This is a genomic window from Chryseobacterium sp. 'Rf worker isolate 10', from assembly GCF_050753305.1.
GTDB lineage: Bacteria > Bacteroidota > Bacteroidia > Flavobacteriales > Weeksellaceae > Chryseobacterium.
Genome location: NZ_JBOZOF010000001.1, coordinates 1562262 through 1586600, shown reverse-complemented (window position 1 = coordinate 1586600; position 24339 = coordinate 1562262). Strand labels below are relative to the sequence as shown.

At 35.3% G+C, this 24339-nt stretch carries 25 protein-coding genes; all 25 read left to right on the top strand.

What is annotated here, in order from left to right; all coding sequences use genetic code 11:
• The first annotated feature begins 267 nt into the window (after positions 1-267).
• Positions 268-1626 carry a hemolysin family protein gene (locus LKL37_RS07080; protein ID WP_431609863.1) on the top strand — a complete coding sequence of 453 codons (1359 nt, stop codon included), beginning with the start codon at positions 268-270 and terminating at the stop codon, positions 1624-1626.
• Between the two features lie 10 nt (positions 1627-1636).
• A complete protein-coding gene (locus tag LKL37_RS07075) occupies positions 1637-1942 on the top strand; it encodes an ATP-dependent Clp protease adaptor ClpS (RefSeq protein WP_110366265.1) in 306 nt (101 codons plus the stop codon).
• 210 nt (positions 1943-2152) lie between these two features.
• A complete protein-coding gene (udk, locus tag LKL37_RS07070) occupies positions 2153-2767 on the top strand; it encodes a uridine kinase (protein ID WP_034697618.1) in 615 nt (204 codons plus the stop codon).
• A gap of 3 nt (positions 2768-2770) precedes the next feature.
• Positions 2771-3127: an FtsB family cell division protein gene (locus LKL37_RS07065; RefSeq protein ID WP_105701405.1), complete on the top strand. Its 357-nt coding sequence runs from the start codon at positions 2771-2773 to the stop codon at positions 3125-3127.
• 94 nt (positions 3128-3221) lie between these two features.
• Entirely contained in the window at positions 3222-4385 is a 1164-nt protein-coding gene (locus LKL37_RS07060) for a methylmalonyl-CoA mutase family protein (protein WP_431609862.1), read from the top strand.
• A 15-nt stretch (positions 4386-4400) separates the two neighbouring features.
• Positions 4401-4850 carry a hypothetical protein gene (locus tag LKL37_RS07055; RefSeq protein ID WP_431609861.1) on the top strand — a complete coding sequence of 150 codons (450 nt, stop codon included), beginning with the start codon at positions 4401-4403 and terminating at the stop codon, positions 4848-4850.
• A 9-nt stretch (positions 4851-4859) separates the two neighbouring features.
• On the top strand, positions 4860-5300 hold the full coding sequence (locus LKL37_RS07050; protein WP_431609860.1) for a DinB family protein: 441 nt from the start codon (positions 4860-4862) through the stop codon (positions 5298-5300).
• A gap of 155 nt (positions 5301-5455) precedes the next feature.
• Positions 5456-6604 (top strand): class I SAM-dependent methyltransferase, encoded by a 1149-nt coding sequence (locus tag LKL37_RS07045; protein ID WP_431609859.1) that lies wholly within the window; start codon positions 5456-5458, stop codon positions 6602-6604.
• Positions 6605-6733: 129 nt separating this feature from the next.
• Complete coding sequence (locus LKL37_RS07040; RefSeq protein WP_431609858.1) at positions 6734-7015, top strand: hypothetical protein; 282 nt, start codon at positions 6734-6736, stop codon at positions 7013-7015.
• A gap of 157 nt (positions 7016-7172) precedes the next feature.
• A complete protein-coding gene (locus LKL37_RS07035) occupies positions 7173-8552 on the top strand; it encodes a dipeptidase (protein ID WP_431609857.1) in 1380 nt (459 codons plus the stop codon).
• 210 nt (positions 8553-8762) lie between these two features.
• The gene (locus LKL37_RS07030) at positions 8763-9701 is read left to right on the top strand and encodes a T9SS type A sorting domain-containing protein (protein ID WP_431609856.1); all 939 of its coding nucleotides are present in this window, start codon (positions 8763-8765) and stop codon (positions 9699-9701) included.
• A gap of 79 nt (positions 9702-9780) precedes the next feature.
• Positions 9781-10488 carry an SDR family oxidoreductase gene (locus LKL37_RS07025; RefSeq protein WP_431609855.1) on the top strand — a complete coding sequence of 236 codons (708 nt, stop codon included), beginning with the start codon at positions 9781-9783 and terminating at the stop codon, positions 10486-10488.
• A gap of 149 nt (positions 10489-10637) precedes the next feature.
• Positions 10638-11384 (top strand): electron transfer flavoprotein subunit beta/FixA family protein, encoded by a 747-nt coding sequence (locus LKL37_RS07020; RefSeq protein WP_034697635.1) that lies wholly within the window; start codon positions 10638-10640, stop codon positions 11382-11384.
• A gap of 99 nt (positions 11385-11483) precedes the next feature.
• Positions 11484-12431, top strand: coding sequence for an electron transfer flavoprotein subunit alpha/FixB family protein (locus LKL37_RS07015; RefSeq protein WP_431609854.1), 948 nt, complete (start codon positions 11484-11486; stop codon positions 12429-12431).
• Positions 12432-12614: 183 nt separating this feature from the next.
• Positions 12615-13214 (top strand): bifunctional nuclease family protein, encoded by a 600-nt coding sequence (locus LKL37_RS07010; RefSeq protein ID WP_431609853.1) that lies wholly within the window; start codon positions 12615-12617, stop codon positions 13212-13214.
• A 22-nt stretch (positions 13215-13236) separates the two neighbouring features.
• Positions 13237-14619, top strand: a complete 1383-nt coding sequence (locus tag LKL37_RS07005) for a nucleoside permease (protein ID WP_431609852.1) — start codon at positions 13237-13239, stop codon at positions 14617-14619.
• Between the two features lie 114 nt (positions 14620-14733).
• Positions 14734-15288: an RNA polymerase sigma factor gene (locus LKL37_RS07000; protein WP_431609851.1), complete on the top strand. Its 555-nt coding sequence runs from the start codon at positions 14734-14736 to the stop codon at positions 15286-15288.
• The gene (locus LKL37_RS06995; protein ID WP_431609850.1) at positions 15254-15964 is read left to right on the top strand and encodes a hypothetical protein; all 711 of its coding nucleotides are present in this window, start codon (positions 15254-15256) and stop codon (positions 15962-15964) included. Before LKL37_RS07000 ends, LKL37_RS06995 begins: the two co-directional genes overlap by 35 nt.
• Before the next feature lie 76 nt (positions 15965-16040).
• Entirely contained in the window at positions 16041-17135 is a 1095-nt protein-coding gene (locus tag LKL37_RS06990) for a hypothetical protein (RefSeq protein WP_431609849.1), read from the top strand.
• A gap of 149 nt (positions 17136-17284) precedes the next feature.
• The gene (locus LKL37_RS06985) at positions 17285-17689 is read left to right on the top strand and encodes a hypothetical protein (RefSeq protein ID WP_431609848.1); all 405 of its coding nucleotides are present in this window, start codon (positions 17285-17287) and stop codon (positions 17687-17689) included.
• 2 nt (positions 17690-17691) lie between these two features.
• Complete coding sequence (locus LKL37_RS06980; protein WP_431609847.1) at positions 17692-18102, top strand: hypothetical protein; 411 nt, start codon at positions 17692-17694, stop codon at positions 18100-18102.
• Positions 18103-18158: 56 nt separating this feature from the next.
• Complete coding sequence (locus tag LKL37_RS06975) at positions 18159-19337, top strand: acetyl-CoA C-acyltransferase (RefSeq protein ID WP_431609846.1); 1179 nt, start codon at positions 18159-18161, stop codon at positions 19335-19337.
• Between the two features lie 106 nt (positions 19338-19443).
• Positions 19444-20934 carry an MFS transporter gene (locus LKL37_RS06970; protein WP_431609845.1) on the top strand — a complete coding sequence of 497 codons (1491 nt, stop codon included), beginning with the start codon at positions 19444-19446 and terminating at the stop codon, positions 20932-20934.
• A gap of 180 nt (positions 20935-21114) precedes the next feature.
• Positions 21115-23277: a M12 family metallo-peptidase gene (locus tag LKL37_RS06965; protein WP_431609844.1), complete on the top strand. Its 2163-nt coding sequence runs from the start codon at positions 21115-21117 to the stop codon at positions 23275-23277.
• Between the two features lie 133 nt (positions 23278-23410).
• On the top strand, positions 23411-24337 hold the full coding sequence (locus tag LKL37_RS06960; RefSeq protein WP_431609843.1) for a mevalonate kinase family protein: 927 nt from the start codon (positions 23411-23413) through the stop codon (positions 24335-24337).
• Positions 24338-24339 lie beyond the last annotated feature (2 nt).

Below are 24339 nucleotides of genomic sequence, written 5' to 3'. Positions count from 1 at the left end.
AATTATTTTACTATACAAATGAAAGCACCGATAATTTCGGTGCTTTTTTGTTTATAAAAGTCTGAAAATCGCTTTTTACCACTCAAAAACCTTCTGTTTTCAAAGAAATGAAGAAGTATTCCAATTATTTTTTTTATTGAAAAATAACAGTATTCTATCACTTCATTTTTCTCTTAAAAAAATCCTTAATTGAAATAATCAATCCCGGATTCAGGTTATTTTTATTTTACATATCTTTGTAGCTAATAAAATATATACAATCTCTAAATGGACTCGGACATAGTCAGGCTTTTGCTGGCCTTATTTCTTGTTTTACTAAATGGCTTTTTCGTAGCCGCAGAATTTTCAATTGTTAAAGTTCGTTACTCACAAATTCAGTTAAAGGCCGCAGAAGGAAACTCTATGGCAAAACAGGCAGAACATATCATCAAGCATCTTGATGAATATCTTTCCGCTACACAATTAGGAATTACATTGGCATCCCTTGCCCTGGGTTGGGTGGGAGAAAGTGCCCTGCATCATATTGTTGAAAATATTTTCACGTCTTTAAGTATTGATCTTACTCAGACAACAATTACTACAATTTCAGTGGTGACCAGTTTTGTATTAATTACCATTATGCACATTGTATTTGGTGAGCTTATTCCAAAATCAATCGCAATCAGAAAATCTGAAGCGACTACAATGGCAACTGCAGTTCCGTTGAGAGTTTTTTATACGGTTTTTAAACCGTTTATATGGTTGATGAACTCGATGTCAAACGGTTTCCTTAGACTGGTTAAAATTCACCCTGCTTCCGAACAGGAAATTCACTCTACAGAAGAACTTCAGCTTTTGGTAAAACAAAGTGCAGACAGTGGTGAGATTGAAGAAGAAAACTATGAGATCATCAAAAATGCATTTGATTTTACAGATCACTCTGCCAAGCAGATCATGGTTCCAAGACAGAATATTACTTCCATAGATTTTGAAGAAGATGTCAACGATATTATCAACAAAATCATGGACAGCGGTTACTCCCGTATTCCTGTTTACATTGACTCTATTGACAATATAATCGGAATTTTCTACACAAAGGAAATTATAAGAGAATTTGTGAAGAGAAAAGGAGATCTGGATCACGAAGACCTTAAAGATTTAATGCGTGACGCATTCTTCGTGGTAGAAAGTAAAAAAGTTTCAGACTTACTGAAAACATTCCAGCTTAAAAAACAACATATTGCCATCGTTATTGATGAATTTGGAGGAACTGAAGGAATTATTACCCTGGAAGATATCCTGGAAGAACTTGTAGGAGAAATTCAGGATGAAGAAGATGACGAAGAAAAAATAGTTGATAAAATAGCTGATAATACCTATTGGGTACAGGCTACACAGCCTTTGGACGAAATCAACGAATTTTTACCTAAAAGGCTTCCTCTTTCCGAAGAAAGTGAATACAATTCATTAGCCGGATTTATTCTTTATGAATTGGAAGAAATTCCTGAAGAAAACCAGGAGTTTGATCTTGAAAATTATCACTTCAAGATTCTGAAAATGAATAATAAGAGTGTAGAACTGGTGGAGCTGGTATATCAGGAACCCAATGCTATTGATAATTTAGCAGATAAAATTGGAGAAGTTTAAAAGAATTAGAATGAGTTTTTATAACAGCATAAAAGACTACGAAAATCCAAAACGCCAGTATGAGGAGGAAGTCCTTGTCCTGGATGATACAGATGAAGTTTATAAACTGGTATTGCATAATGATGATATTCATACATTTGATTACGTAATAGACTGCCTGATCGAAATATGTAAGCATACATTGGAACAGGCTGAGCAATGTACCATGTTGGTTCATTACAAAGGCAAGTGTACCGTAAAAACAGGTTCAATGGATGTTTTGAAGCCCATGCATGAAAAATTAATTTCGCGCGAATTAACAAGCGAAATCGTATAAAATAAAAAACCGACAATTAATTTGTCGGTTTTTTTTATTAAATCCGGATAGGAAAGTTGAGTAATAATGATAAATGACAAAGACTAACGGGCATCCGGGCAATCTTTTAATCTTTAAATACTTTAATCTTTTAATTTCTCAATACACTTACATTGTCATATTTTATCTAAAATAGTATATTTGTACCAACTATAAAGAAACAAAAAAACAATGCTTGTAATAGGAATTGCCGGTGGTACAGGATCCGGCAAAACTACAGTTGTTGATAAGATACTTCAGCAGCTTGATATTGAGGGAATGAATATCCTCTCTCAGGATAATTATTATCACGACAACCAAGGTCTTACATTAACGGAAAGAGAAGCTCTAAACTATGACCATCCGAAATCCATAGACTTTGACCTACTGATAAAACATGTAAAAGCTTTAAAAAATAATGAATCTATTGAACAGCCGATTTATAGCTTTGTTACTCATTCCAGAACAGGAGATCATGTCACTGTAGAACCTAAAAATGTATTGGTAGTAGAAGGAATTCTTGTTCTTACCAACAAAGAATTACTTAAAGAATTTGACTTGAAAGTATTTGTACATGCAGATTCTGACGAAAGGCTGATCAGGAGGATCAGAAGAGATACTCAGGAAAGAGGAAGAGATCTGAGCGAAGTATTACACCGTTATCAGACCACATTAAAACCAATGCACCAGGAATTCATCGAGCCGTCTAAAAATGATGCCGATCTTATTATTCCAAATATGAAGCAGAATTCCGTAGCCATTGATTTTTTAACTACCGTTATTAAAAATTCTTTGAAAAAACATTAAAAAATGGAAGAAAACAACCTTATCAAAGACATTCAGCCGAAATCTGAAACATTCAAACTTATCCAGAAATATGTTTTGAATAAGTATACCATTACGATCTGTCTGTTTTTGGTATGGATGGTTTTTTTCGATAAAACCTCATTTCTTGTTATTAATGAACTGAATGGAGAGATTCATAAGTATGAAGACCAGCTGGATTATTATAAAAAAGAATATGAGAAAAATGATGCTTTTTATAAAAAACTGATGAACAACAAGTCAGAAAAAGAAAAGTATGCAAGAGAAAATTATTTTATGAAAAAGCCAAATGAAGAGATATTCATTTTGGTGGTAGACAGCACAAAGGTTGCTAAAAAGTAAGCGTGCTAAAAGCATCAATAGTGAATAGTCAATTAAGTTTGTTTGATGGTGCTATTCACTTGTGAAGCAAAATTCACAATTTAAACTAAAACTAATGTCAAATACAGATATACTTTCAAACTGGGAAAATCTAGTCAAAAAACAGCTTAAAACGGAGGATATTTATCCTGTTTTAGAAAAACAGAATCTGGAAGGAGTAGAGGTGAAGCCTTTTTATACAGAAGTTCAGAAACCTTTGTCAAACCTTCCCAGAGTTGAAGAAAGCACCCATCTGGTGGCAAGATACCATGAAAGTCTGGAAGACGAAGTATTTGCATTTGTACTTGATCAGAATGTAGAAAATCTTGATCAGAAAACCATTTTTGTTAATAACAAAGAACTTGCAGGGCACATCAGCCCCAAAGAAGAAGACCAGTATTTTTCATTGATTGATGTTTTTAATGAAAAAGAAGGAAGCATTGATGATCAGCTGGTAAAAGAATTATTGGCAAAAGAATTTAAAAGAAGCATCTGTATTGATATTTCTCTGCATCAGAATGCCGGAGCCGCTATTTATCAACAGCTTGGTGTTGCCCTGGCAAAAGCTAAGGAATTGATAGAAGCATACGGATCTGAAATTTTAAGTAAACTGATCTTCAGAATAGCAGTCGGAGGAAGCTATTTCTTTGAAATGGCTAAACTGAGAGCTTTTAAAATCGTTTTTAATCAGCTTTCCAAAGAATATGGGCTGGATGAAATTCCTTATATCTTCGCAGAGACTTCGCTGCGTAATAAAGCGGTTTCTGATAATGAAAATAATCTGATCCGCTCGACGCTGGAGCTTGCTTCTGCAATGATTGGAGGTGCTGATGCGGTTTTCACTAATAATTATCTTGTAGGCAGAAGTACTGATAACTCAGAGGAAATCTCTTTCAAACAGCAGATTGTTCTGGCTTACGAAAGTATTATCAATGTATTTGAAGATGCTTCTAACGGAAGTTATTATGTAGAAGATATTACCCGTCAGTTTGCAGAGAAATCATGGGCTTTATTTGTTGAAATAGAAGAAGCAGGAGGGTATCTTGAGTTGTTAAAGCAGGGAATTATCCAGAAAAAGATCTATGATCATGCTATTGAAGAGCAGCAATGGATTGAAGAAGGGAAAATAAAGCTGATCGGAGTTAATTTATACCCTAAATTAGACGTTAAAAAGTCTATCGCAGAGCTTTACAACGAAAAAGAAATAAAAGCCGTACGTTGGGCAGAAATGTTTGAATAGTACACTAATAATACCATGAAAAAAAGTTTCTTAGTTTTCCTTTTATTGTTTTTCGGATTATGTTTTTCTCAAACTGAGAAAGATTTGTATGGAAAATGGGTAGGAACAGATGCGGGGAACTATGGCTCATTTACATTTTTTTCCGACGGTTATGTAAAAGCAGAGCTTGATGGATTGAATATTGATGGTAGAAATCATGTAATTCCTGATGGACCAAATAAAGGTAAAATTGGACATGTGAAATATACTGCTGATTTTTCAAAAAAAATTATCAAATTCAATCTAATTGCATCATACGATAATTTCAATAATAAACTTGAAGAAAGTAAATTTTTAAGTGGACTCATTAAATTTATTAATGAAGATGAATTTCTACTGTTCTTCGACTTTGAAAATGAAAACCCAGCGGATATTGATCCTACATCTCCAAATGTAATGACATTGCATAGAGAAAAAGACTTATAGTTTTTAATAATGAAAGAAAAACTGATTGATTTATTTGAATACACTTATCTTTTCAATATTGAGATGATTAAAGTGATCTCTGAAAACAGAGAACTTGTAGATGATAAAACAATTAGTCTCATTAATCATACTCTTAACGCACAACAGATCTGGAATGCCCGGATACTGGGAGAGACCACCTTTGAAGTCTGGCAGATCAATCCTTTTGAATCTCTGATAGAAATCAATCATGGGAATTTTCTTAAAAGCATTGATATTATTAACAATCTTGATTTAGACACAAAGATAGAATATCAGAATTCAAGAGGAACAAAGTTTGAAAATACCATTTTTGAAATGCTTTTTCATGCAGTAAATCACTCCACCTATCACAGAGGGCAAATCAACTCTTTGTTTAAGCAGAACGGTATAATACCGGTATTGACTGACTATATATTTTATAAGAGATAATTTTAAGATATTGATACCTCGGCTCCACTCAGTATGGCACTGTTAAAAATACTGTCTTAATTTTTCAATTATAAATTAAGCACTTAGTATTAGCGTTGTCATGCTGAGCGGAGTCGAAGCATTTTAACTAAAGGAATGTAAAAAGAGCACAATCTGTGGGAAATAAATTACTAAACAAAGAAATCCAAAACTATGTCAATGCAAATCTGAATACAGATTTACACACATTACTGCTGAAAAAATCACCATTTCCAGAGGTTTCTATGCAGGAAATTGTACAGCAGATCAAAGGAAAACAAGTGGCAGAGAGAAAATTTCCGTTTCTTTTAAAAGAAGGCATTGTTTTTCCACCGCAGCTTAACCTGGAGCAGTCGTCCTCAGAAAAAACAGCTTTATACAAATCTGGAATTTTAAAAGGAAAAACATTTATTGACCTTACAAGCGGTTTTGGTATTGATGCCTATTATCTGTCTCAAAACTTTGATAACATCACTTTAGTAGAACAGAATACCGAACTTTTAAAGATTGTTGAAAATAACTGGACTATATTAAACCGAAAAGCAAAATTTATTAATCTTAAGCTGGAAGATTTTTTGGAGACCAATCAGGAACATTTCGATGTTATTTACCTTGATCCGGCAAGAAGAGACGAGCAAAAAAACAAAGTTTTTCTTCTAGAAGACCTGTCACCTGATATTCTCGAAATTCAGGAAAAATTACGCTCTATTTCCGGTCAGGTGGTTATTAAGCTTTCCCCGCTTATTGATCTTAAATATCTTATTTCAGTACTCCCCAGTATTTCAAGGATTGATATTATTGCCTTGAAAAATGACGTAAAGGAAGTTGTCGTATTTTTATCCAACGAAAATACGGCTGAAATTATCTGCAACTGTGTGAACCTTGAAAGTGGTGAAGCTGTCTTTACATTCAGTTTTGGGGAAGAAGAAACTGCCGAATCAGAATATTCTGAACCCGAAAAATACATTTATATCCCCAATCATTCCATTTTGAAAGCTGGAGTCTTTAATTTAATTTCACAAAAATTCGGATTGAAAAAACTGCATCCTAACAGCCATTTATATACTTCGGATGAAAAAAATGAAAACTTTCCTGGAAGAATTTTAGAAATGGAAGTGGTTGATTCTAAAAATATTAAGAAGAAAGATCAGTTCAATATCATTTCAAAAAATTACCCTTTAAAGCCAGAAGATATCAAAAAGAAATACGGATTGAAAGATGGAGGAAAACAATACCTTATTTTTACACAATCCAAAAAAGGGAAAATTATTTTAAAATCAGTATAAAAATGTTGCTGAAAAATGCAGGATTTCTTAATTTTGGGCAATCAAAAATTTAAGCATGAAATCGCAGGCTGTTTAAATAACCAAAAATAGTGCGGTTTCATATGATTTTTAAAAAATTAAATTGTACATATGAAAAAATTGATTATATGTTTAGCTATTGCAACTGTAGCTGTTAGCTGTAAAAAAATATCTGCTGGAGGGAATAAAAATACTCTAAAACTAGAAGAAGGAGCAGAAAGATATTCTGATGACGTTCAGAAAGGTGGAAAGGCTCATGGACTTGGTCATGAGGCTGCTGCAACAGCTGAAGGACACAAAGAAGAAGCTGCAAAACCTGAAGCTCATAAAACAGACAGTACTGCTGCTGCAAAACCTGCTGAAGCAAAAGAAGCTCCAAAAGCTGAACACTAATTAGTAGTATACAATATACAAGTGCCCTGTTTCTGCAGGGCATTTTTTATTAAAAAATCTGACTAAAGGACTCATTAACACAAGGTTTTGAAAATACTGCCTTTTTGTTTGCCCCTGCCGGCCATTTTTTTTAATTTTAACAAAATAAATTTTTACAATGCAAGAGACATTAAATTACATTAACGAAAACAAACAGCGTTTCGTGGATGAATTATTTGAGTTATTGAGAATCCCTTCTATTTCTGCAGATCCGGCGTATAAAGATGACGTTTTGAAATGTGCGGATGTAGTAGCGGCACACCTTAAGAATGCAGGGGCTGATCATGTGGAAGTTTGCCAGACAAAAGGGTATCCAATTGTTTTCGGGGAAAAGATTTTAGATGAAAATTTACCTACAGTATTGGTATACGGGCACTATGATGTTCAGCCGGCAGATCCATTGGAATTATGGACAAAGCCGCCTTTTGAACCTTATATTGAGAAAACTGAATTACACCCTGAAGGAGCTATCTTTGCAAGAGGTTCTGCTGATGATAAAGGACAGTTTTTCATGCACCTGAAGGCTTTTGAAGCCATGATGAAAACCAATGCTCTGCCTTGCAATGTTAAATTTATCTTAGAAGGAGAAGAAGAAGTAGGATCCGTAAGCTTAGGAGACTGGGTAAATGAAAATAAAGAGAAATTAGCTTGCGACTGTATCTTAATTTCCGATACTCACATTTATAGCAACGAACAACCTACTGTTACAACAGGATTAAGAGGTTTAAGTTACGTAGAAGTAGAAGTGGAAGGTCCAAACAGAGATTTGCACTCAGGTCTTTATGGTGGAGCAGTACCTAATCCTATTCACGTTCTTTCAAGAATGATCGCGAATCTGATTGATGAAAACGGCCATATTACAATTGACGGGTTCTATGACAACGTTGATACGGTTTCAGATGCGGAAAGAGCTGAAATGAACAAATTGAAAGACAATCCGGAAGAGTTCAAAAAATCAATCGGATTAAGCAATATTGAAGGTGAAAAAGGATATACAACTTTAGAAAGAACGTCTATCCGTCCTACTTTAGACTGCAACGGAATCTGGGGCGGCTATACAGGAGAAGGCGCAAAAACAGTAATTCCATCAAAAGCTTTTGCTAAAATTTCAATGCGTTTGGTACCTTACCAGACTCCTCAGGAGATTACAGAGAAATTCACAAAATATTTCGAAAAAATTGCTCCGGATACAGTAAAAGTAAAAATTACCCCTCACCACGGAGGTATGCCTTACGTTTTGCCAACAGATACTAAAGAATTTGCTGCTGCAAAACAGGCAATGGAATCTGCATTCGGAAAAGAAGTTCTTCCTTACAGAGGAGGAGGAAGTATTCCGATCACAGCTATGTTTGAGCAGGTTTTAGGAGCTAAATCTGTATTGATGGGCTTCGGGTTGGATTCTGATGCAATTCACTCTCCAAACGAGCATTACGGATTATTTAATTTCTATAAAGGAATTGAAAGTATTCCGTTGTTTTTTGAAAATTATTCAAAATAATTCAACGAAAAATATAAATAGTAAGGTATTTCTGCAAAGAGATACCTTATTTTTTTGCTTCATACACTGTTGTTATGACCTTTTCAGAAGTCCTTTCTTGTGACTTTAAAAATTAAATTCGCTGAAAACAAAAACGTTAATCTTTATTTGCAATAAGTTATTTCACTATTCGTGGAAAGTTTATATTTTTAATACAAAACTTGATTTACTATGAAAAAATACTACTCAATTGTATTTTTGATGTTGTCAATATGTGTTTTCTCACAACAGGCAGTATCTTTTGAATCCAATGAAGGATTTAATACCGGAAATATCAACGGACAGGCAGGATGGATCAGTACTCCCACAGGAGGAATTCCTGAGAATATAACCCATCAGACTATCAGCGCAGATAAAGCCAGCGATGGAAGCAGTTCTCTCAAAATTGTTAAAGAAACTACCTACGGAACCCAGCCGGATCCCATTATCGGAGGCTTTTATAACCTAGCAGCCCCTCTTTCCTACAATAACTTTTCCGTATCATTTGACATCAATATGTCACAACTTAATGGCTCCGATTTTGGTTTTCAGGGAGTGAATAATGTTGATGATCAGTTTGTTGTAAGGTTGGATTTTGATAAAACCGGATTGGTGAAAATTCTGAATACAATATCAGGGGTGCAGGATCTGATCGCTGTACCTTCAGCTTGGCTGCCAAACACCTGGTATAGATTTAAGGTCGTAGGAACCGCTGCAGATGTCAGATATTACCTTAATGATAGCCTCATTTACACAGGAACAGTTGCGGGCCCTATGAATATCAATCAGCTGCGTTTTGTTCATAATAATGCATTGGGATCAGCTTATATTGATAATATTAAAATTAATACTGAATTACAATTCATGAATGTAAAAGATTCTAATTTAAGTGATAGAGAAATAACATTTTATCCTAATCCGGTTGCAGATGTTATCAATGTTACCTCAAAAGAAGCCAAAATTAATCTGGTGAGTATTGTTGATATGACTGGAAAATCAATAAAAACTGTATTATCCAGTGATAAGAAGAATAACGCATCTGTAAATGTGTCTGAGCTAACTGCCGGAAATTATATCTTAATCATCGATACAGAAAAAGGACGATTCAATAAGAAATTCATTAAAAAATAAATCCTGATAAATCTTAGTATCAGCAAAACGCTCCAAGTGGGGCGTTTTTGTTATTTTAGAGAATTAAAATTTGAAGCATATGTCAGAAAATAAAACAGCTTATATAACAGGAGGAACCAAAGGTATCGGTTTCGGAATTGCGAAAATTTTACTTGAAAATGGTATATCTGTAGCATTTTCAGGAAGAAAAAGGGATGATGTCATGAAGGCAGAAGAGGAACTTAAGCAATACTCAGAAAATGTATTAGGAATTGTTTCTGATGTAAGAAGTCTGGAAAGCGAGCAGGAGGCTGTAAAATATACGGTAGAAAAATTCGGAAGGCTGGATTATATCATTGCCAATGCAGGATTGGGTATTTTTAAGCCCGTAGATGAACTGACTGCAGAAGAATGGAATGATATGATAGAAACTAATCTTACAGGTGTTTTTTATACTTTAAAAGCCTCTGTAGAAGAATTAAAAAAGACAGAAGGGTATTATATCACCATTTCCAGTCTGGCAGGAGCGAACTTCTTTGAAAACGGAACAGGATATAACGCTTCAAAATTCGGGGTGGTAGGTTTTACCCAGGCGGCTATGATTGATTTAAGAAAGTATAATATCAAATCCACCGTGATTATGCCAGGTTCGGTAGCCACTCATTTTAATGGAAACATTCCTTCGGAAAAGGACAATTGGAAGATCCAGCCCGAAGATATGGGGAATCTTATATTGGATGTTTTGAAAATGAATCCAAGAGTTTTGCCTAGTAAAATAGAGTTTAGGGCAACAAAACCAGCTAAGTAACTACATCTAATGTATTGAATAATAATTTAATAAGTATTATGCATGCATAATATATTTTTTATTTATATTAGCAAAAATTAATTCAAACAAAATCTCTGCATAAACTGTCATGATTTTATGCATTAAAGGGAAAAAATAAAATAGTACACATGAAAATATTAGTTTGTATTAGTAGTGTTCCGGATACTACTTCCAAAATTAACTTTACAGCAGATAAATCTGCTTTCGACAAAAACGGAATTCAGTGGGTAATCAATCCATTAGACGAATTTGCGTTAACAAAAGCGGTTAAACTTCAGGAATCTCAGGGAGCTACAGTAACAGTAATCAATGTAGGTGATGCTGCTACAGAGCCTGTAATCAGAAAAGCTTTAGCTATTGGTGCTAACGATGCTGTAAGAGTAAATCTTGATCCGAAAGACAGCTATTCTACAGCAAAAGAAATTGCAGCTGTAGCTCAAAACGGAGGATATGATCTTATCCTTTGTGGAAAAGAATCTATCGATTATAACGGAGGATCTGTTCCGGGAATGGTGGCTCAGCTATTGAACCAGCCTTTCGTAAACGCTTCAGTAGGATTAGACGTAAACGGAAGCGAAGCTACTGCAGTAAGAGAAATTGAAGGAGGAAAAGAAACTATTTCTGTAAAATTACCGGCAATTATTGCAGGTCAGAAAGGATTAGTAGATGAAAAAGATCTTATCATCCCGAATATGAGAGGAATTATGTCTGCAAGAACAAAACCTCTACAGGTAGTAGAGCCTTCTTCTTCAGAAGTAAAAGTTCAGGGAGTATCTTATGACAGCGTTCCACCAAGAGCTGCTGTGAAAATGGTTTCTCCTGACAATCTGGATGAATTGGTAAGATTACTTCACGAAGAAGCTAAAGTAATCTAATAAAGATAACAGGTACGAGGTGATAGGCAGCCGTTTTTACACATACTTCTTAAACCTAATCCCTACAACCTAAACCCTACAACCTAAAAAATATAAACAATGGCAGTATTCGTATACGCAGAAAATATAAACGGAGTTTACAAAAAAGCAGCTTTCGAAGCAGTTTCTTATGCTAAAGCTATCGCTGATAAAGCTGGAGATACCGTTACGGCAATCTCTGTAAACCCAACAGATTCTTCAGATTTATTATACAAATATGGAGCATCAAATGTTATCAATATCAAAGACGAAGGTCTTAAAAACTTCTCAGCAAAAGCATTTGCTCAGGCTGTAAGCGAAGTAGCAGACGGAAATATTATCGTTTTCCCTCACACTACAGATGCTTCTTCCATTGCGCCTATGCTTGCTGTAATGAAGAACTATTCTTTAATCACTAATGCATTGGAAACTCCTGAAAGCCTTTCTCCTTTCCAGGTAAAAAGAAGAGCTTTCTCAGGAAAAGGTTTCATGCATGCTAAAGCAGAAGGAAACGGAGTAATCGTTACCGTTTCTCAAAATGCTTTCGGTGTTAAAGAAAATGCAGTATCAGGTTCAGAAGAAGTAAAAAACTTATCTGTAGCTAATGAAGATACGAAAGTGATTTCTCACGAACAGAGTTCAGGAAAATTAGACCTTAAAGAAGCTGAAGTTGTTGTTTCTGCCGGTAGAGGGATGAAAGGACCTGAAAATTGGGGTATGATTGAAGATTTAGCAAACGTTTTAGGAGCTGCTACAGCATGTTCTAAGCCAGTTTCTGATATCGGATGGAGACCTCACACAGAGCACGTAGGGCAAACAGGTAAAGCGATTTCACCTAATCTTTACGTTGCAGTAGGGATTTCCGGAGCAATTCAGCACCTTGCCGGAGTAAACTCTTCAAAAACTATTGTAGTAATCAACAGTGATCCTGAAGCGCCGTTCTTCAAGTCTGCTGACTACGGAGTAGTAGGAGATGCTTTCCAGATTATTCCTGCATTAACAGAGAAAATTAAAGCAATAAAAGGATAAAAGTCAATGGAAAATAGTCAATTCACTTTGCTTGTCAATTTTTGATTATTTGCTTGCGAAGCAAAAGTTTACTATTGCCCATTCACGATTCTTCAATATATCAATAAAAGCTCGGCTTTCCGGGCTTTTATTTTTGCGTAAAAAAGTGAAATCACAATAAAAAATTAATCTATATTTGTAGCTATGGATTATAAGCAGCTAATTATTCGCGGAATATCGTACAGCCAGACTCAGTCCGGGGCTTATGCCTTGTTACTGGAACATGAAGAAACACACATAAAATTACCTGTTGTTATAGGAAATTTCGAAGCCCAGTCTATCTCTCTCGGATTGGAAAAAGATATTCATCCACCGCGTCCTCTTACTCACGATTTATTTACAAAATTTATAGTTTCCGCCAATTATGAGTTGGTTTCTGTCATCATCTATCAGATTGTAGATGGAGTATTCTTTTCTAATATCAACTTTAAAAATAAAGTGAATGAAGAAGAATTGATCCTTGATGCCAGAACCTCTGATGCTGTTGCAATGGCCGTAAGATTTGATGCGCCTATATTTACTACACAGCAGGTTTTAAACGAAGCCGGCATTCTATTGGAGCTGGAAGACGTTTCAAAAGAAGAACAATCTTTCTCAGAAACTGTGCAGACAGAAGATAGCTTAAAATCTCTTTCTATGGAAGAGCTTCAGAAATTATTGGATGATGCCGTAAAAGAAGAAGATTATGATACTGCCCTTGAAATCCAGGAAGAAATCAAGAGGAGGAAAAAGAAAATTGACTAAAGAGATACTTTTTATATAAACTATGAATTTAAAATTACGACTGACCATCCTCAGTTTTCTCCAGTTTTTTGTGTGGGGAGCATGGCTGATTACGATGGCAAACTTCTGGTTTGGCACCAAACATTGGGAAGGAACTCAGTTTGGAGCTGTGTTCGGAACAATGGGAATTGCTTCCATCTTTATGCCAACCATTACTGGAATTATCGCTGACCGCTGGATCAATGCGGAACGCATATTTTCAGTATTACACATCCTTTATGGGGTTATTCTTTTCATATTACCTCATTCCGCAGACCCGAATTCTTTCTTTTCGGTAATGCTTTTGGCAATGTGTTTCTATATGCCTACCATTGCATTGGCTAATTCAATTTCTTATACTATCCTGAAAAGCAACAATCTGGATGTAGTGAAAGACTTTCCGCCGATTCGTGTTTGGGGTACCATTGGTTTTATTGTAGCCATGTGGATCACAAACCTTAGTGGAAATAAAGCGACTGAAGGACAGTTTTATATTGGAGGTGCTGTAGCTATTTTTCTGGGAATTTATGCCCTTACACTACCAAAATGCCCTCCGCAAAAACTTATTGATAAAAGTTCACCATTATCCGAACAATTAGGATTGAATGCATTCAAGCTTTTCGGAAACTATAAAATGGCATTATTCTTCTTATTTTCAATGCTTTTGGGCGCTGCACTTCAGTTGACCAATGCCTATGGAGATGTATTCTTAAGTGAATTTGCTCATTTTCCTAAATATGCAGATTCATTTGTAGTACAGAGATCTACAATCATTATGTCTATTTCTCAGGTTTCAGAAACCTTGTTTATTCTTGCAATTCCTTTCTTTCTGAAGAAATTCGGAATCAAAAAAGTAATGCTGATGTCTATGCTGGCTTGGGTTTTAAGATTCGGATTCTTTGCCTATGGTGTTCCGGATGGATTTGGACTTTCATTAATCATTCTTTCATGCATCGTATACGGAATGGCTTTTGACTTCTTCAATATTTCAGGATCTCTTTTCGTAGAAACAACTACTGATAAAAAGATCCGTTCTTCAGCTCAGGGATTGTTTATGATGATGACCAATGGTTTTGGAGCTGTTTTTGGAAGTTATATTGCAGGCTGGGCTATTGATAAATTCTTTACTCATAAATTTACAACGGCTTCAGATCTGTCTACTTACTTAGAAACGACACCTGATAATCCTACTTTCCTGGAGATTTTAAAGAACAGTTTCAATGCAGCTGTTAATTCAGACGGAACCCTTTCCTCTGTGGTGATGGTAAAAGACTGGCAGCAGATATGGCTTTCTTTCGCAATCTATGCGTTGGTACTGGCGATTTTCTTTGCTGTATTGTTCAAACACAAACATAATCCGGAAGATGTTTCTTCAGTAAAACATTAATCTAAACTTATATTTATTAAGATATTAAATTGCATTTTTGAAAAAGAATGCAATTTTTTTATTTTTCAGGCAACCTTTTGCAAAATATATCGTCTTATAGATAGAAACAGTCCCATGAAGAACATCGAAGAGAATTTTTTATTGGCTAAAAAACAGGATCGGAGAGGGCAGAAAGCTCTTTACGAGATGTTTTCTCCCAAAATGCTGGCCATTGCAAATTCTTATGTCAACAACCTTCATGATGCTGAAGACATCCTACTGAATGCCTTTATGAAATGTTTTACCAGATTGGACGAGTGTAGAAATTGGGAAAGCTTTCCCTACTGGCTGAGGAAAATCATTGTTAATGATTCTATTAGCTTCATCCGGAAGAATAAAAATATTCTTTATGCTGATGTTGAAATTGCTGATGATTATAGTGAAACAGCTGATGAAGAATATCCGGAAGAACTCAATATTGAAGAAATATTTTCTCAAATGCCAGTAGGATATAGGTTGATTTTTAATTTGTATGTCTTTGAGGATAAAAAGCATAGCGAGATTGCCGGAATTCTCAATATTTCTGAAGGAACAAGCAAAAGCCAGTTGAGTAAGTCCAAAAAATGGCTTGCTGAATTTTTAAAAGCAAAAGAAAATGAAACAAGAACTCCTGAAACAGTTAAAATCTGATTACGAAAAGCTTGAAATAAAGCCTTCTGCGGATCTTTGGAGCAGGATAGAGCAAATAGACCAGAAAAATGAAGAAACTTCTGTTACGAGCTCTAAAAAGGCTTTCCAGTGGTGGAAATACGCTGCTGTACTGGTCGTGCTGTTTTCAGTATGTGCATTGCTTTATTTTAACCAGGATCATCCTGCTGGTATCAATGAAAATCCGATAGTGCATACCAAAACAGTAAAAGAGAATACTGAAATAACATTGCCCAATCCGGATATCCATGCAGCCGGGAGCACGAAAAAGGATAACAGCACAGGTCAAAAGAAAATGGAAGAGCCCCTGACTATTTCTAAAATGAATCAACCGGAAGAAATGTTGCAGAAAAATGAAGTAAGCCAGATTAAAGATGAAAAAATTATACTTACTGATTATGAAATTAAAGCTCCGGTATTAGACAGAAATATGGGTTTTGCTCCGGATAAAATCTCTCTTACAGAAAGTAAAAAAACTGAATACATCAATGCTGATGAACTTCTGCAGGGCAGAGAATTCCAGAAAAAAAGAGAAGAGAACAGATCGGATGTTAAAAGATTTGGCACTCTTGATATGACCAAAATTAAGGTTAAAAGCCCAAATTCTCTTAAAATCTTTGGTGTGACTGTTTATTCCGATTCTTTAGAAAGTAAATAATCAATTGTTTTTTATCACAGAAAAACTGCCTCTATACTGAGACAGAGATCAAATATTGCCTTAAAAAAATAAAAATATGAAATCAAAACTGATAGTAATAGGTGCTTTAGCCGTCTTTAGCTATGGATTTGCACAGGAATCGCCCGAGAATAACCTGAGTATCTATTCCAGAAAAATTGACAGCATTGTCATTGGTGAAAAAGGGAAAATGAATATAGAACTGGATAAAATTGACAAAGATTTTAAAGAAAAGAAGATCACACCCGAAGAAAAACAAAAACAGCGTACAGCAATTGCCTCAAAATATGAACAGGTTATTAATGAAAAAATAGATTCCCAAAAGCAGGAACTTGAAATTGCCACCAGAGAATTGGTGAAGGATGCTGTCTTTAAATCTGAAGACACCATTAAATCCAGAAAAAATCAATTTTGGCTGGGGCTCAATGGATTTAATATGAAACTCAACGAGAAGAAAAAAAGAAATAATCCTAAAAATTACCTCCAGACTTTAGAACTTACTGTAAGTATGGGAGGAGCAGGATTAACGTCAAAGAATGAACCTTTTGGCTTTTATAACAAGAATTCTGATATCAAAAACAGTGTTATCAACTCCTGGCAGCTTGCATTGTGGTATGGTAATCAGATTGGAAGCTATACCAGCCCTTTTTTCTACCGTTTAGGATTGGGTGTAAGATCAGATCAGTTAACCCCAAAATACGGACAGGCATTTAAACAGGATCAATACAATTTATTTGTGGGTGATTTCAACCGCGGAAACCTCAAAAAAAATATGCTTTACAATACTTATCTAACGGTTCCCATAGATCTGAAATTTGTTTTAAATCCAAAATACAGAGATTATGAAGGGGTAAAATATCTGGATAATAACCGAAATCAGCTGTGCATTATTCTGGGTATTTATGGAGGGTTTAAAATAGGAAGTGTGAATTATACCAAATATTCCAATGAATTTTCCGATAGAATTGTGGAAAGGGAAAAAGTGATGCATGGTGTGAATGATTTTGTTTTCGGAGGAAAATTCGGGATCAGCTATGCAGGGTTTAATCTGTTTGTTCAGAAAGACTTTACTCCGGCTTTCAATGACAATGCTTTGCTGAAGAAAAAATATGGACTTCAGATCGGTATAGAAATAGCCAATGTTAATTTTTAATTTGATAATAAATTTCTTTTTTCTTTATGTAATAATTAGAAATATCGGATATTTTTTATAACTAACAAGTGTTCGGAAGCGAAATTTCTATTTTTAAAACACACTATTTAAAAGTGTGTTTTTTTTTGTATTTTGGCACTTTAGTAAATATGAAAAATATTCAGTTATTAGGATTACTTTTAGTAATTGTTGGTAGTTTTTTACCCTTAGTCCATGTCCCTGTAATTGGGAACTGGAACTATTGGAAACTTGATCATTATCTGGCGATTACCTGCTGGATCTTTGCAGCATGTGCTGTTTTTGGGATTGTTAATAACAGTGGGAAAATTGTAAGATTTTTTGGTATTCTGCTGATCTTTTTATTTGCATTTACCTTATTCGCCGTAAAAATGAAGTCTTTACAATATTTCAGCTTTTTACCATTCAAATCCTGGCAGGAAACTTTTGCAGGAATCGTTACATTGAAATGGGGTTGGGTTATAGAATTTTTAGGAGCTTTTCTCTTGGTTTTTGCAGGGGGAAACAGAAAAGCAGATAACAAAACACAAATATAAAAATGAATCTTTTAAAACTCTTTTCAGCAGGAATTCTGTTGATGACAGCCATTCAAATTCAGGCTCAGACAACAGAGCAGAAAAAACCGGATAACCCGGCTAAATGTATCAATATCAAAGAAGGTAAATTTGTAAGACCCAATTACCCGGAAGCTATTTGGTATATGACTATTAAAGATAATGTTCAGACTGAATATTTCAATAATGGAAAAGACTTTATCAAATCAACATTGGTTTTTGTAGATGATTGCAATTACAAAGCTATTGTAATGGAGAAATCCGATAAAAATGATCCCGCACAGGTAGGAGATGTTTTCAACAATAAAATAGTAGCTACTCAGGATAATCTTCTGAAAGTAAATACTAAGATTGAAGGAACATCCTTTGATGTGGTATACGTAAAAGTAAAATAAATTCTAACTATAAAAATGGAACACTGGTTCCGTTTAGCTAAATAAAAATTATATACATGAAAGAAGTATTCATCGTTTCCGCAGTAAGAACACCTATGGGAAGTTTTATGGGAAGCTTATCAACAGTTCCGGCTACAAAACTGGGAGCAACTGCCGTAAAAGGAGCATTAGATAAAATTGGTTTAGATCCTAATGCTGTTCAGGAAATCTACATGGGAAATGTTCTTCAGGCAGGAGAAGGCCAGGCACCGGCTCGTCAGGTAGCTTTAGGAGCAGGTCTTTCAATCAATACACCTTCTACTACAGTAAATAAAGTGTGTGCTTCAGGAATGAAGGCTGTAACAATGGCTGCTCAGGCGATCAAAGCTGGTGATGCAGAAGTAATTGTTGCAGGAGGTATGGAAAACATGTCTTTAGTTCCTCACTATTACAATGCAAGAGTAGCTACAAAGTTAGGCGATATCAAAATGCTTGACGGAATGGTACTTGACGGTCTTACAGACGTATACAACAAAGTACATATGGGAGTATGTGCAGAAAAATGTGCTGTAGACTATAATATTACAAGAGAAGATCAGGATAACTTCGCTGTAGAATCTTACAAAAGATCAGCAAAAGCTTGGAGCGAAGGTAAATTCAATGAAGAAATTGTACCGGTTTCTATTCCTCAGAGAAAAGGAGAGCCTGTAATCTTTGCTGAAGATGAAGAATACAAAGCAGTAAACTTCGACAGAATTTCAACACTTCCTACTGTATTCAAAAAAGAAGAAGGAACTGTAACAGCAGCTAATGCATCTACTTTGAACGATGGTGCTTCTGCATTGATCCTTGTTTCTAAGGAAAAAATGGACGAACTTGGATTGAAGCCTCTTGCAAAAATCGTTTCTTACGCTGATGCAGCACATGAACCTGAAAACTTTACGACAGCTCCTGCAAAAGCTTTACCTATCGCTCTTAAAAAGGCTGGATTAGAGATTTCTGATATCGATTTCTTCGAATTCAACGAAGCTTTCTCAGTAGTAGGATTGGCTAACAACAAAATCTTAGGTTTAGATGCGGCTAAAGTAAACGTAAACGGTGGTGCTGTAGCACTGGGACACCCACTGGGAAGTTCTGGTTCAAGAATCATCGTTACATTAATCAACGTATTGAAGCAGAATAATGCAAAATACGGTGCTGCAGCAATCTGCAACGGTGGTGGAGGTGCTTCCGCTATCGTGATTGAAAATATCTAATATTCTGTTTACGAATATATTACCATTAAGGAATTGATAATTTTTTTAAAAACTTATCCATTTCTTAATGGTTTTTCTATTTTTGTGCTACTAATATATATTTGAAATGTCTGAAACTGAGAATCGACAGCCTAAAAACATAAAGAATAATCCGAAGATTATGAAAGCCTGGGCTGTATATGACTGGGCAAACTCCGTGTATTCCCTGGTCATTACCTCTACTATTTTCCCTATTTATTACTCTATCCTTACCACAGCGTATGAGAAAAAGGAATACATAGCCGAAACCAAAACATGGATTGATGTCCCAGTAAGGCATACAATCAAAATTTTTGGAGAAGGATATCAGCCGGATGCCGTATACGGATATTCACTTACCATATCATTCTTTATCGTAGTATTATTGTCTCCGTTTTTATCTTCTTTAGCAGATACTATTGGAAACAAAAAATCTTTCCTGCAGTTTTTCTGCTACCTTGGAGCAACGTCTTGTATGGGATTAGCTATGTTTACAGGGATGCATAATGTATTTCTGGGACTCTTATTCAGTATTACAGCCAGTGTAGGTTTCTGGGGGAGTTTGGTGTTTTATAACTCGTTCCTTCCGGATATTGCAACACCGGACCGGCAGGATGCACTCTCTGCCAGAGGATATGTTTACGGATATATTGGTTCCGTAGTTTTAGTAGTAATCTGTTTAGTTTTGATTCAGGTTTTTGCTAAAGGAGCGGCTCAGCAGTTACTATTCACAAGAATCAGCTTCCTTTTAACAGGAGCATGGTGGTTCGGGTTCTCCCAATATACATTCAAACACCTTCCTCAATTTGGGGATGTGAAAGATAAGCTTCCTAAAGATTTAGTACTACTGAATTATAAGAACATCTTCAAAAAACATGAAGAGCAGGGAGGTTTCTTTGAAGTATTTAAAGATAATCTGAGCTTCTATAAAGATATTGCAAAGGAAAGTTTTCATGAACTGTTTAAAGTAGGAGGAGAGCTTTTCAAAGACAGAAACCTGAAATTTTTCCTGTCCAGTTTCTTCTTTTACAGTGTGGGAATGCAGACGATTTTCCTTATGGCTACCTTATTCGGAAAGAGTGAGATCAATCTTGCTCAGGATAAGTTGATCGGAACCCTTTTGGTAATTCAGATTGAGGCTATCATCGGAGCAGTTATTTTCTCAAGATTATCCAAGAGAATTGGTAACAGAAACGTTATTTCAATTGCCATCATACTTTGGATTGTAGCTTGTTTGTGGGCTTATTTCCTGAACAAAGAAAATCCAACAGTAGAATACCAGTTTTATGGGGTTGCTGCAGTTGTAGGATTGGTAATGGGCGGACTTCAGGCGATGTCCAGATCTACGTATTCAAAACTGCTTCCGGAAAACTCAATGGAAAATACTACATATTTCAGTTTCTATGATGTATTGGAGAAAATTGCCATCATCATCGGAACATTTATATTTGCAACATTGATTGAACATTTCAATAATATGCGTATTGCAGCATTATCAATGACTATATTTTTCGCTGCAGGACTTGTTTTAATCAGATTCCTGAAAGTCAAAATACGGACAGACAGAGAAACATTATAAAATTTAAAAGACGTTATTTTTAACGTCTTTTTTTATTTTGACGAATAAAAAACTTTTGTTTTATAGTTTGGTTTAATTTATTTATATACTTCTTACAAATACTAGAATATAGTAGTTGTTTTTCACTATGTGTTGATTTTTTTTGTTTATTTGCAAAACATAGATAAAATTATCAAAATCATGAGAAAATTTCTACTAATTTGTTTTCTGCAATGTTTTATTCTTGGTTTTTCTCAAAATTTAAAGCCAGTTGCACAAAAAGTTTCGGAATTTCATAATCGGAAAACAGAACTTAAAACCTACAGTTTATTTGAGACAAATAAAACTGCTGATAAAATTGCTGAATATCAAAAAGCTGCAACAGATATCACCGTGATGTCTTTGAAACCTGCAGAATTGAAAAGGTTGATCAAAGAAAAACCTGACTTTCTTGAAATCTCATTCCCCTTTGATGGTGGCAGACAGATCACTGTTGAAATGTACAAACATCAGATCTTGACCAACGATTTTAAAGTAGTTACAGATAAGGGGACAACCGTACAATATACACCTGGAGTTTATTATCAGGGAATTGTGAAAGGAGATAATGCCTCTATTGTAGCCTTTAGCTTTTTTAATGATGATATTGTAGGGGTTGCTTCTACACTAGAATTAGGAAATGTTGTGGTAGGAAAAGCTAGAAATTCTGAAGATTTTGTAAGCTATTCAGATTCTAAATTAACAGGTTCCAATCCGTTTGCCTGTGATGTAGACGGACTAAAAGAAAATCAGGTTCAAAGACCGGTTTTTAACCCTAAAAATACCAGTAAAAAGAAAACAGACAACTGCGTAAGAATATACTATGAAGCAGGTTTTGGTCCTTATACCCAAAATGGAAGCAATACAACCACTACTACCAATTGGGTAACCGCCATGCATAATAATGTGACAACGCTGTATGCCAATGAGAACGTGAATGTAGCCTTAAGTGAAGTTTTTGTTTGGACAACCACCGATCCTTATACAGGATCACCAAGTGCAATTCTGAGCCAGTTCAGAACTACAAGAACAACTTTCAACGGCGATGTGGCACAGTTATTAAGAAACCCTGCCACAACCAGTATTGCTTATGTCAATTCATTATGTACAAGTTACAAATATTCTTATTGCGGGATGAATTTAAACTATCAGAACGTACCTACTTATTCCTGGAATATAGAAGTAATGACGCATGAACTTGGGCACAATTTAGGCTCACCACATACTCACTCTTGCTTCTGGAATGGAAACAATACAGCTATTGACGGTTGTGGACCTGCGTCAGGAAATAACGAAGGATGTACTGCAGCGCTTCCTCCGGCGGGAGGTGGTACCATTATGAGCTACTGCCATTTGGTAAGCAGTGTAGGGATTAATTTTGCGAATGGTTTTGGTGTACAGCCAGCAACATTGATCAGAAATACGGTTGATTCAAAAGGATGCCTTGGAACCAATTGCACCACATCATGCCCTACATCCATTACCAATTTTACCATTAACAATATCACACAGAGCTCTGCAAATGCTGCTTTCACAGATGCTGCCTCTACCTCATGGAAGTATAAATTAACAACAAGTAATGGAGCATCAATATCTTCCGGAAATGCAAATACACCTTCTTTTAATTTTACAAATCTTCAGCCGGCTACCTATTATAGATTAAGTGTTGGAACAGATTGCAGCGGACCTAATGCATTCCAGTTATCACAATTATTTTTAACTGATGGCGCATGGTGTGACGGAACTCAATTCGTAGATACAGGAGGTGCAACAGGGCAGTATGGAGATAATGAAGAATTGGTAAAAACATTTTATCCAACTTCCGGTTCAGCTATGACAATGGCATTTACTGCATTTGATATTGAACAGGGATACGATTTCATGTATGTATATAATGGCCCTTCTACAGCTTCACCACTATTTGCAAATGGGAATAATCTAAGTGGAAGTACACTACCTGGCCCGTTCACATCTACGCATCCTTCAGGTGCCATTACCGTAAAATTTGTTTCAGATGGAGGTGTTACAGGAAATGGCTGGAAAGTGAATTTCTCTTGCAATGTTTTAGCAGTAGAAGATATCAATATAAAAAATAATTCAATCGATATTTATCCGAATCCCGCCAAAAATATGATAATCCTTTCCTCCAAAGAAAAGCTAAAAGGATATAAAATCTATGATGAAGCCGGAAGACTGGTCCTTTCAGATTCTTCTTTAAAAGGGGATAAACAGGAGATAAACCTTTCCTCAATTCAAACCGGAAATTATGTGATTACGGTTGAAACAGAGAAGCAAACCATCAACAAAAAGTTGATCAAACAGTAATTTTTAAATATTTTATGATGAAAGCCTGAGAATATCAGGCTTTTTTCTTATATTTCATAGAAAAATTTCGGCCTGAGTTTTGCTTATATTCAGCGGAATAATTTTTAACTTTGCAAAAAGATTTATTGTCAACATGACCAACCCTTTATTTTATGCAAAAATAATTCTGTTCGGAGAATATGGAATGATCGAAGATTCCCAAGGACTTGTAGTACCCTACAGTTTCTATAAAGGAACTTTGAAATTTTCAGATCTGAGTTCTGATTTTGAGCTTAATTCCAACAGGCATCTGCAGAAATACTCTGAATTTCTTACAGCACTTGATCTTTCCGATGATTTTAAATTGGATATTGAGAGTTTTAAAAATGATATTTCAAACGGACTTTTCTTTGATTCCAATATTCCTCAGGGATATGGAGTGGGAAGTTCAGGAGCTTTGGTAGCTGCTATTTTTGAAAAATATTCAATCAGCAAACTGAATCCTGAGAGCATCTCAAAAGATAATCTTAAAAAATTAAAAGCTGTTTTTGGTGAAATGGAAAGCTATTTCCATGGAAAAAGTTCAGGAATGGATCCACTGATCTGTTACATGAATTTACCAATCCTTATTGAAAATAAAGAAAATTTAGACAGAGTAAATATTCCCGAAGGAGAAGAAGGAAAAGGAGCAATTTTCCTGATCGATTCCGGAATCACGGGAGAAACAGGTCCTATGATTCAGATTTTCTTTGAAAAAATGAAAACAGAAGGTTTCCGTAAAACCCTGAAAGAAGAGTTCATCCGTTACAACAACGCATGTATCGAATCTTTCCTTAAAAAAGATATGAATCCTTTCTTCAGAAATCTTAAAAAGCTTTCTCACTGGGCATACGAACATTTCCGTCCAATGATTCCTGAAAGTATCTTTAATATCTGGAAAAAAGGTTTGGATTCTAATGCTTACTATCTTAAACTCTGCGGCAGCGGCGGCGGTGGCTATATCTTAGGATTTACCAAAGATTATGCAAAAGCAGAAAAAATGCTTGAAGGCTTCCAAAAAGAAGTGATTTACAGATTTTAAAT

Bases quoted from the DNA above. Each gene is read 5' to 3' on its own strand.
- LKL37_RS07080 (WP_431609863.1), top strand. From the start codon at position 268: ATGGACTCGGACATAGTCAGGCTTTTGCTGGCCTTATTTCTTGTTTTA.
- LKL37_RS07075 (WP_110366265.1), top strand. From the start codon at position 1,637: ATGAGTTTTTATAACAGCATAAAAGACTACGAAAATCCAAAACGCCAG.
- udk (WP_034697618.1), top strand. From the start codon at position 2,153: ATGCTTGTAATAGGAATTGCCGGTGGTACAGGATCCGGCAAAACTACA.
- LKL37_RS07065 (WP_105701405.1), top strand. From the start codon at position 2,771: ATGGAAGAAAACAACCTTATCAAAGACATTCAGCCGAAATCTGAAACA.
- LKL37_RS07060 (WP_431609862.1), top strand. From the start codon at position 3,222: ATGTCAAATACAGATATACTTTCAAACTGGGAAAATCTAGTCAAAAAA.
- LKL37_RS07055 (WP_431609861.1), top strand. From the start codon at position 4,401: ATGAAAAAAAGTTTCTTAGTTTTCCTTTTATTGTTTTTCGGATTATGT.
- LKL37_RS07050 (WP_431609860.1), top strand. From the start codon at position 4,860: ATGAAAGAAAAACTGATTGATTTATTTGAATACACTTATCTTTTCAAT.
- LKL37_RS07040 (WP_431609858.1), top strand. From the start codon at position 6,734: ATGAAAAAATTGATTATATGTTTAGCTATTGCAACTGTAGCTGTTAGC.
- LKL37_RS07035 (WP_431609857.1), top strand. From the start codon at position 7,173: ATGCAAGAGACATTAAATTACATTAACGAAAACAAACAGCGTTTCGTG.
- LKL37_RS07030 (WP_431609856.1), top strand. From the start codon at position 8,763: ATGAAAAAATACTACTCAATTGTATTTTTGATGTTGTCAATATGTGTT.
- LKL37_RS07025 (WP_431609855.1), top strand. From the start codon at position 9,781: ATGTCAGAAAATAAAACAGCTTATATAACAGGAGGAACCAAAGGTATC.
- LKL37_RS07020 (WP_034697635.1), top strand. From the start codon at position 10,638: ATGAAAATATTAGTTTGTATTAGTAGTGTTCCGGATACTACTTCCAAA.
- LKL37_RS07015 (WP_431609854.1), top strand. From the start codon at position 11,484: ATGGCAGTATTCGTATACGCAGAAAATATAAACGGAGTTTACAAAAAA.
- LKL37_RS07010 (WP_431609853.1), top strand. From the start codon at position 12,615: ATGGATTATAAGCAGCTAATTATTCGCGGAATATCGTACAGCCAGACT.
- LKL37_RS07005 (WP_431609852.1), top strand. From the start codon at position 13,237: ATGAATTTAAAATTACGACTGACCATCCTCAGTTTTCTCCAGTTTTTT.
- LKL37_RS07000 (WP_431609851.1), top strand. From the start codon at position 14,734: ATGAAGAACATCGAAGAGAATTTTTTATTGGCTAAAAAACAGGATCGG.
- LKL37_RS06995 (WP_431609850.1), top strand. From the start codon at position 15,254: ATGAAACAAGAACTCCTGAAACAGTTAAAATCTGATTACGAAAAGCTT.
- LKL37_RS06990 (WP_431609849.1), top strand. From the start codon at position 16,041: ATGAAATCAAAACTGATAGTAATAGGTGCTTTAGCCGTCTTTAGCTAT.
- LKL37_RS06985 (WP_431609848.1), top strand. From the start codon at position 17,285: ATGAAAAATATTCAGTTATTAGGATTACTTTTAGTAATTGTTGGTAGT.
- LKL37_RS06980 (WP_431609847.1), top strand. From the start codon at position 17,692: ATGAATCTTTTAAAACTCTTTTCAGCAGGAATTCTGTTGATGACAGCC.
- LKL37_RS06975 (WP_431609846.1), top strand. From the start codon at position 18,159: ATGAAAGAAGTATTCATCGTTTCCGCAGTAAGAACACCTATGGGAAGT.
- LKL37_RS06970 (WP_431609845.1), top strand. From the start codon at position 19,444: ATGTCTGAAACTGAGAATCGACAGCCTAAAAACATAAAGAATAATCCG.
- LKL37_RS06965 (WP_431609844.1), top strand. From the start codon at position 21,115: ATGAGAAAATTTCTACTAATTTGTTTTCTGCAATGTTTTATTCTTGGT.
- LKL37_RS06960 (WP_431609843.1), top strand. From the start codon at position 23,411: ATGACCAACCCTTTATTTTATGCAAAAATAATTCTGTTCGGAGAATAT.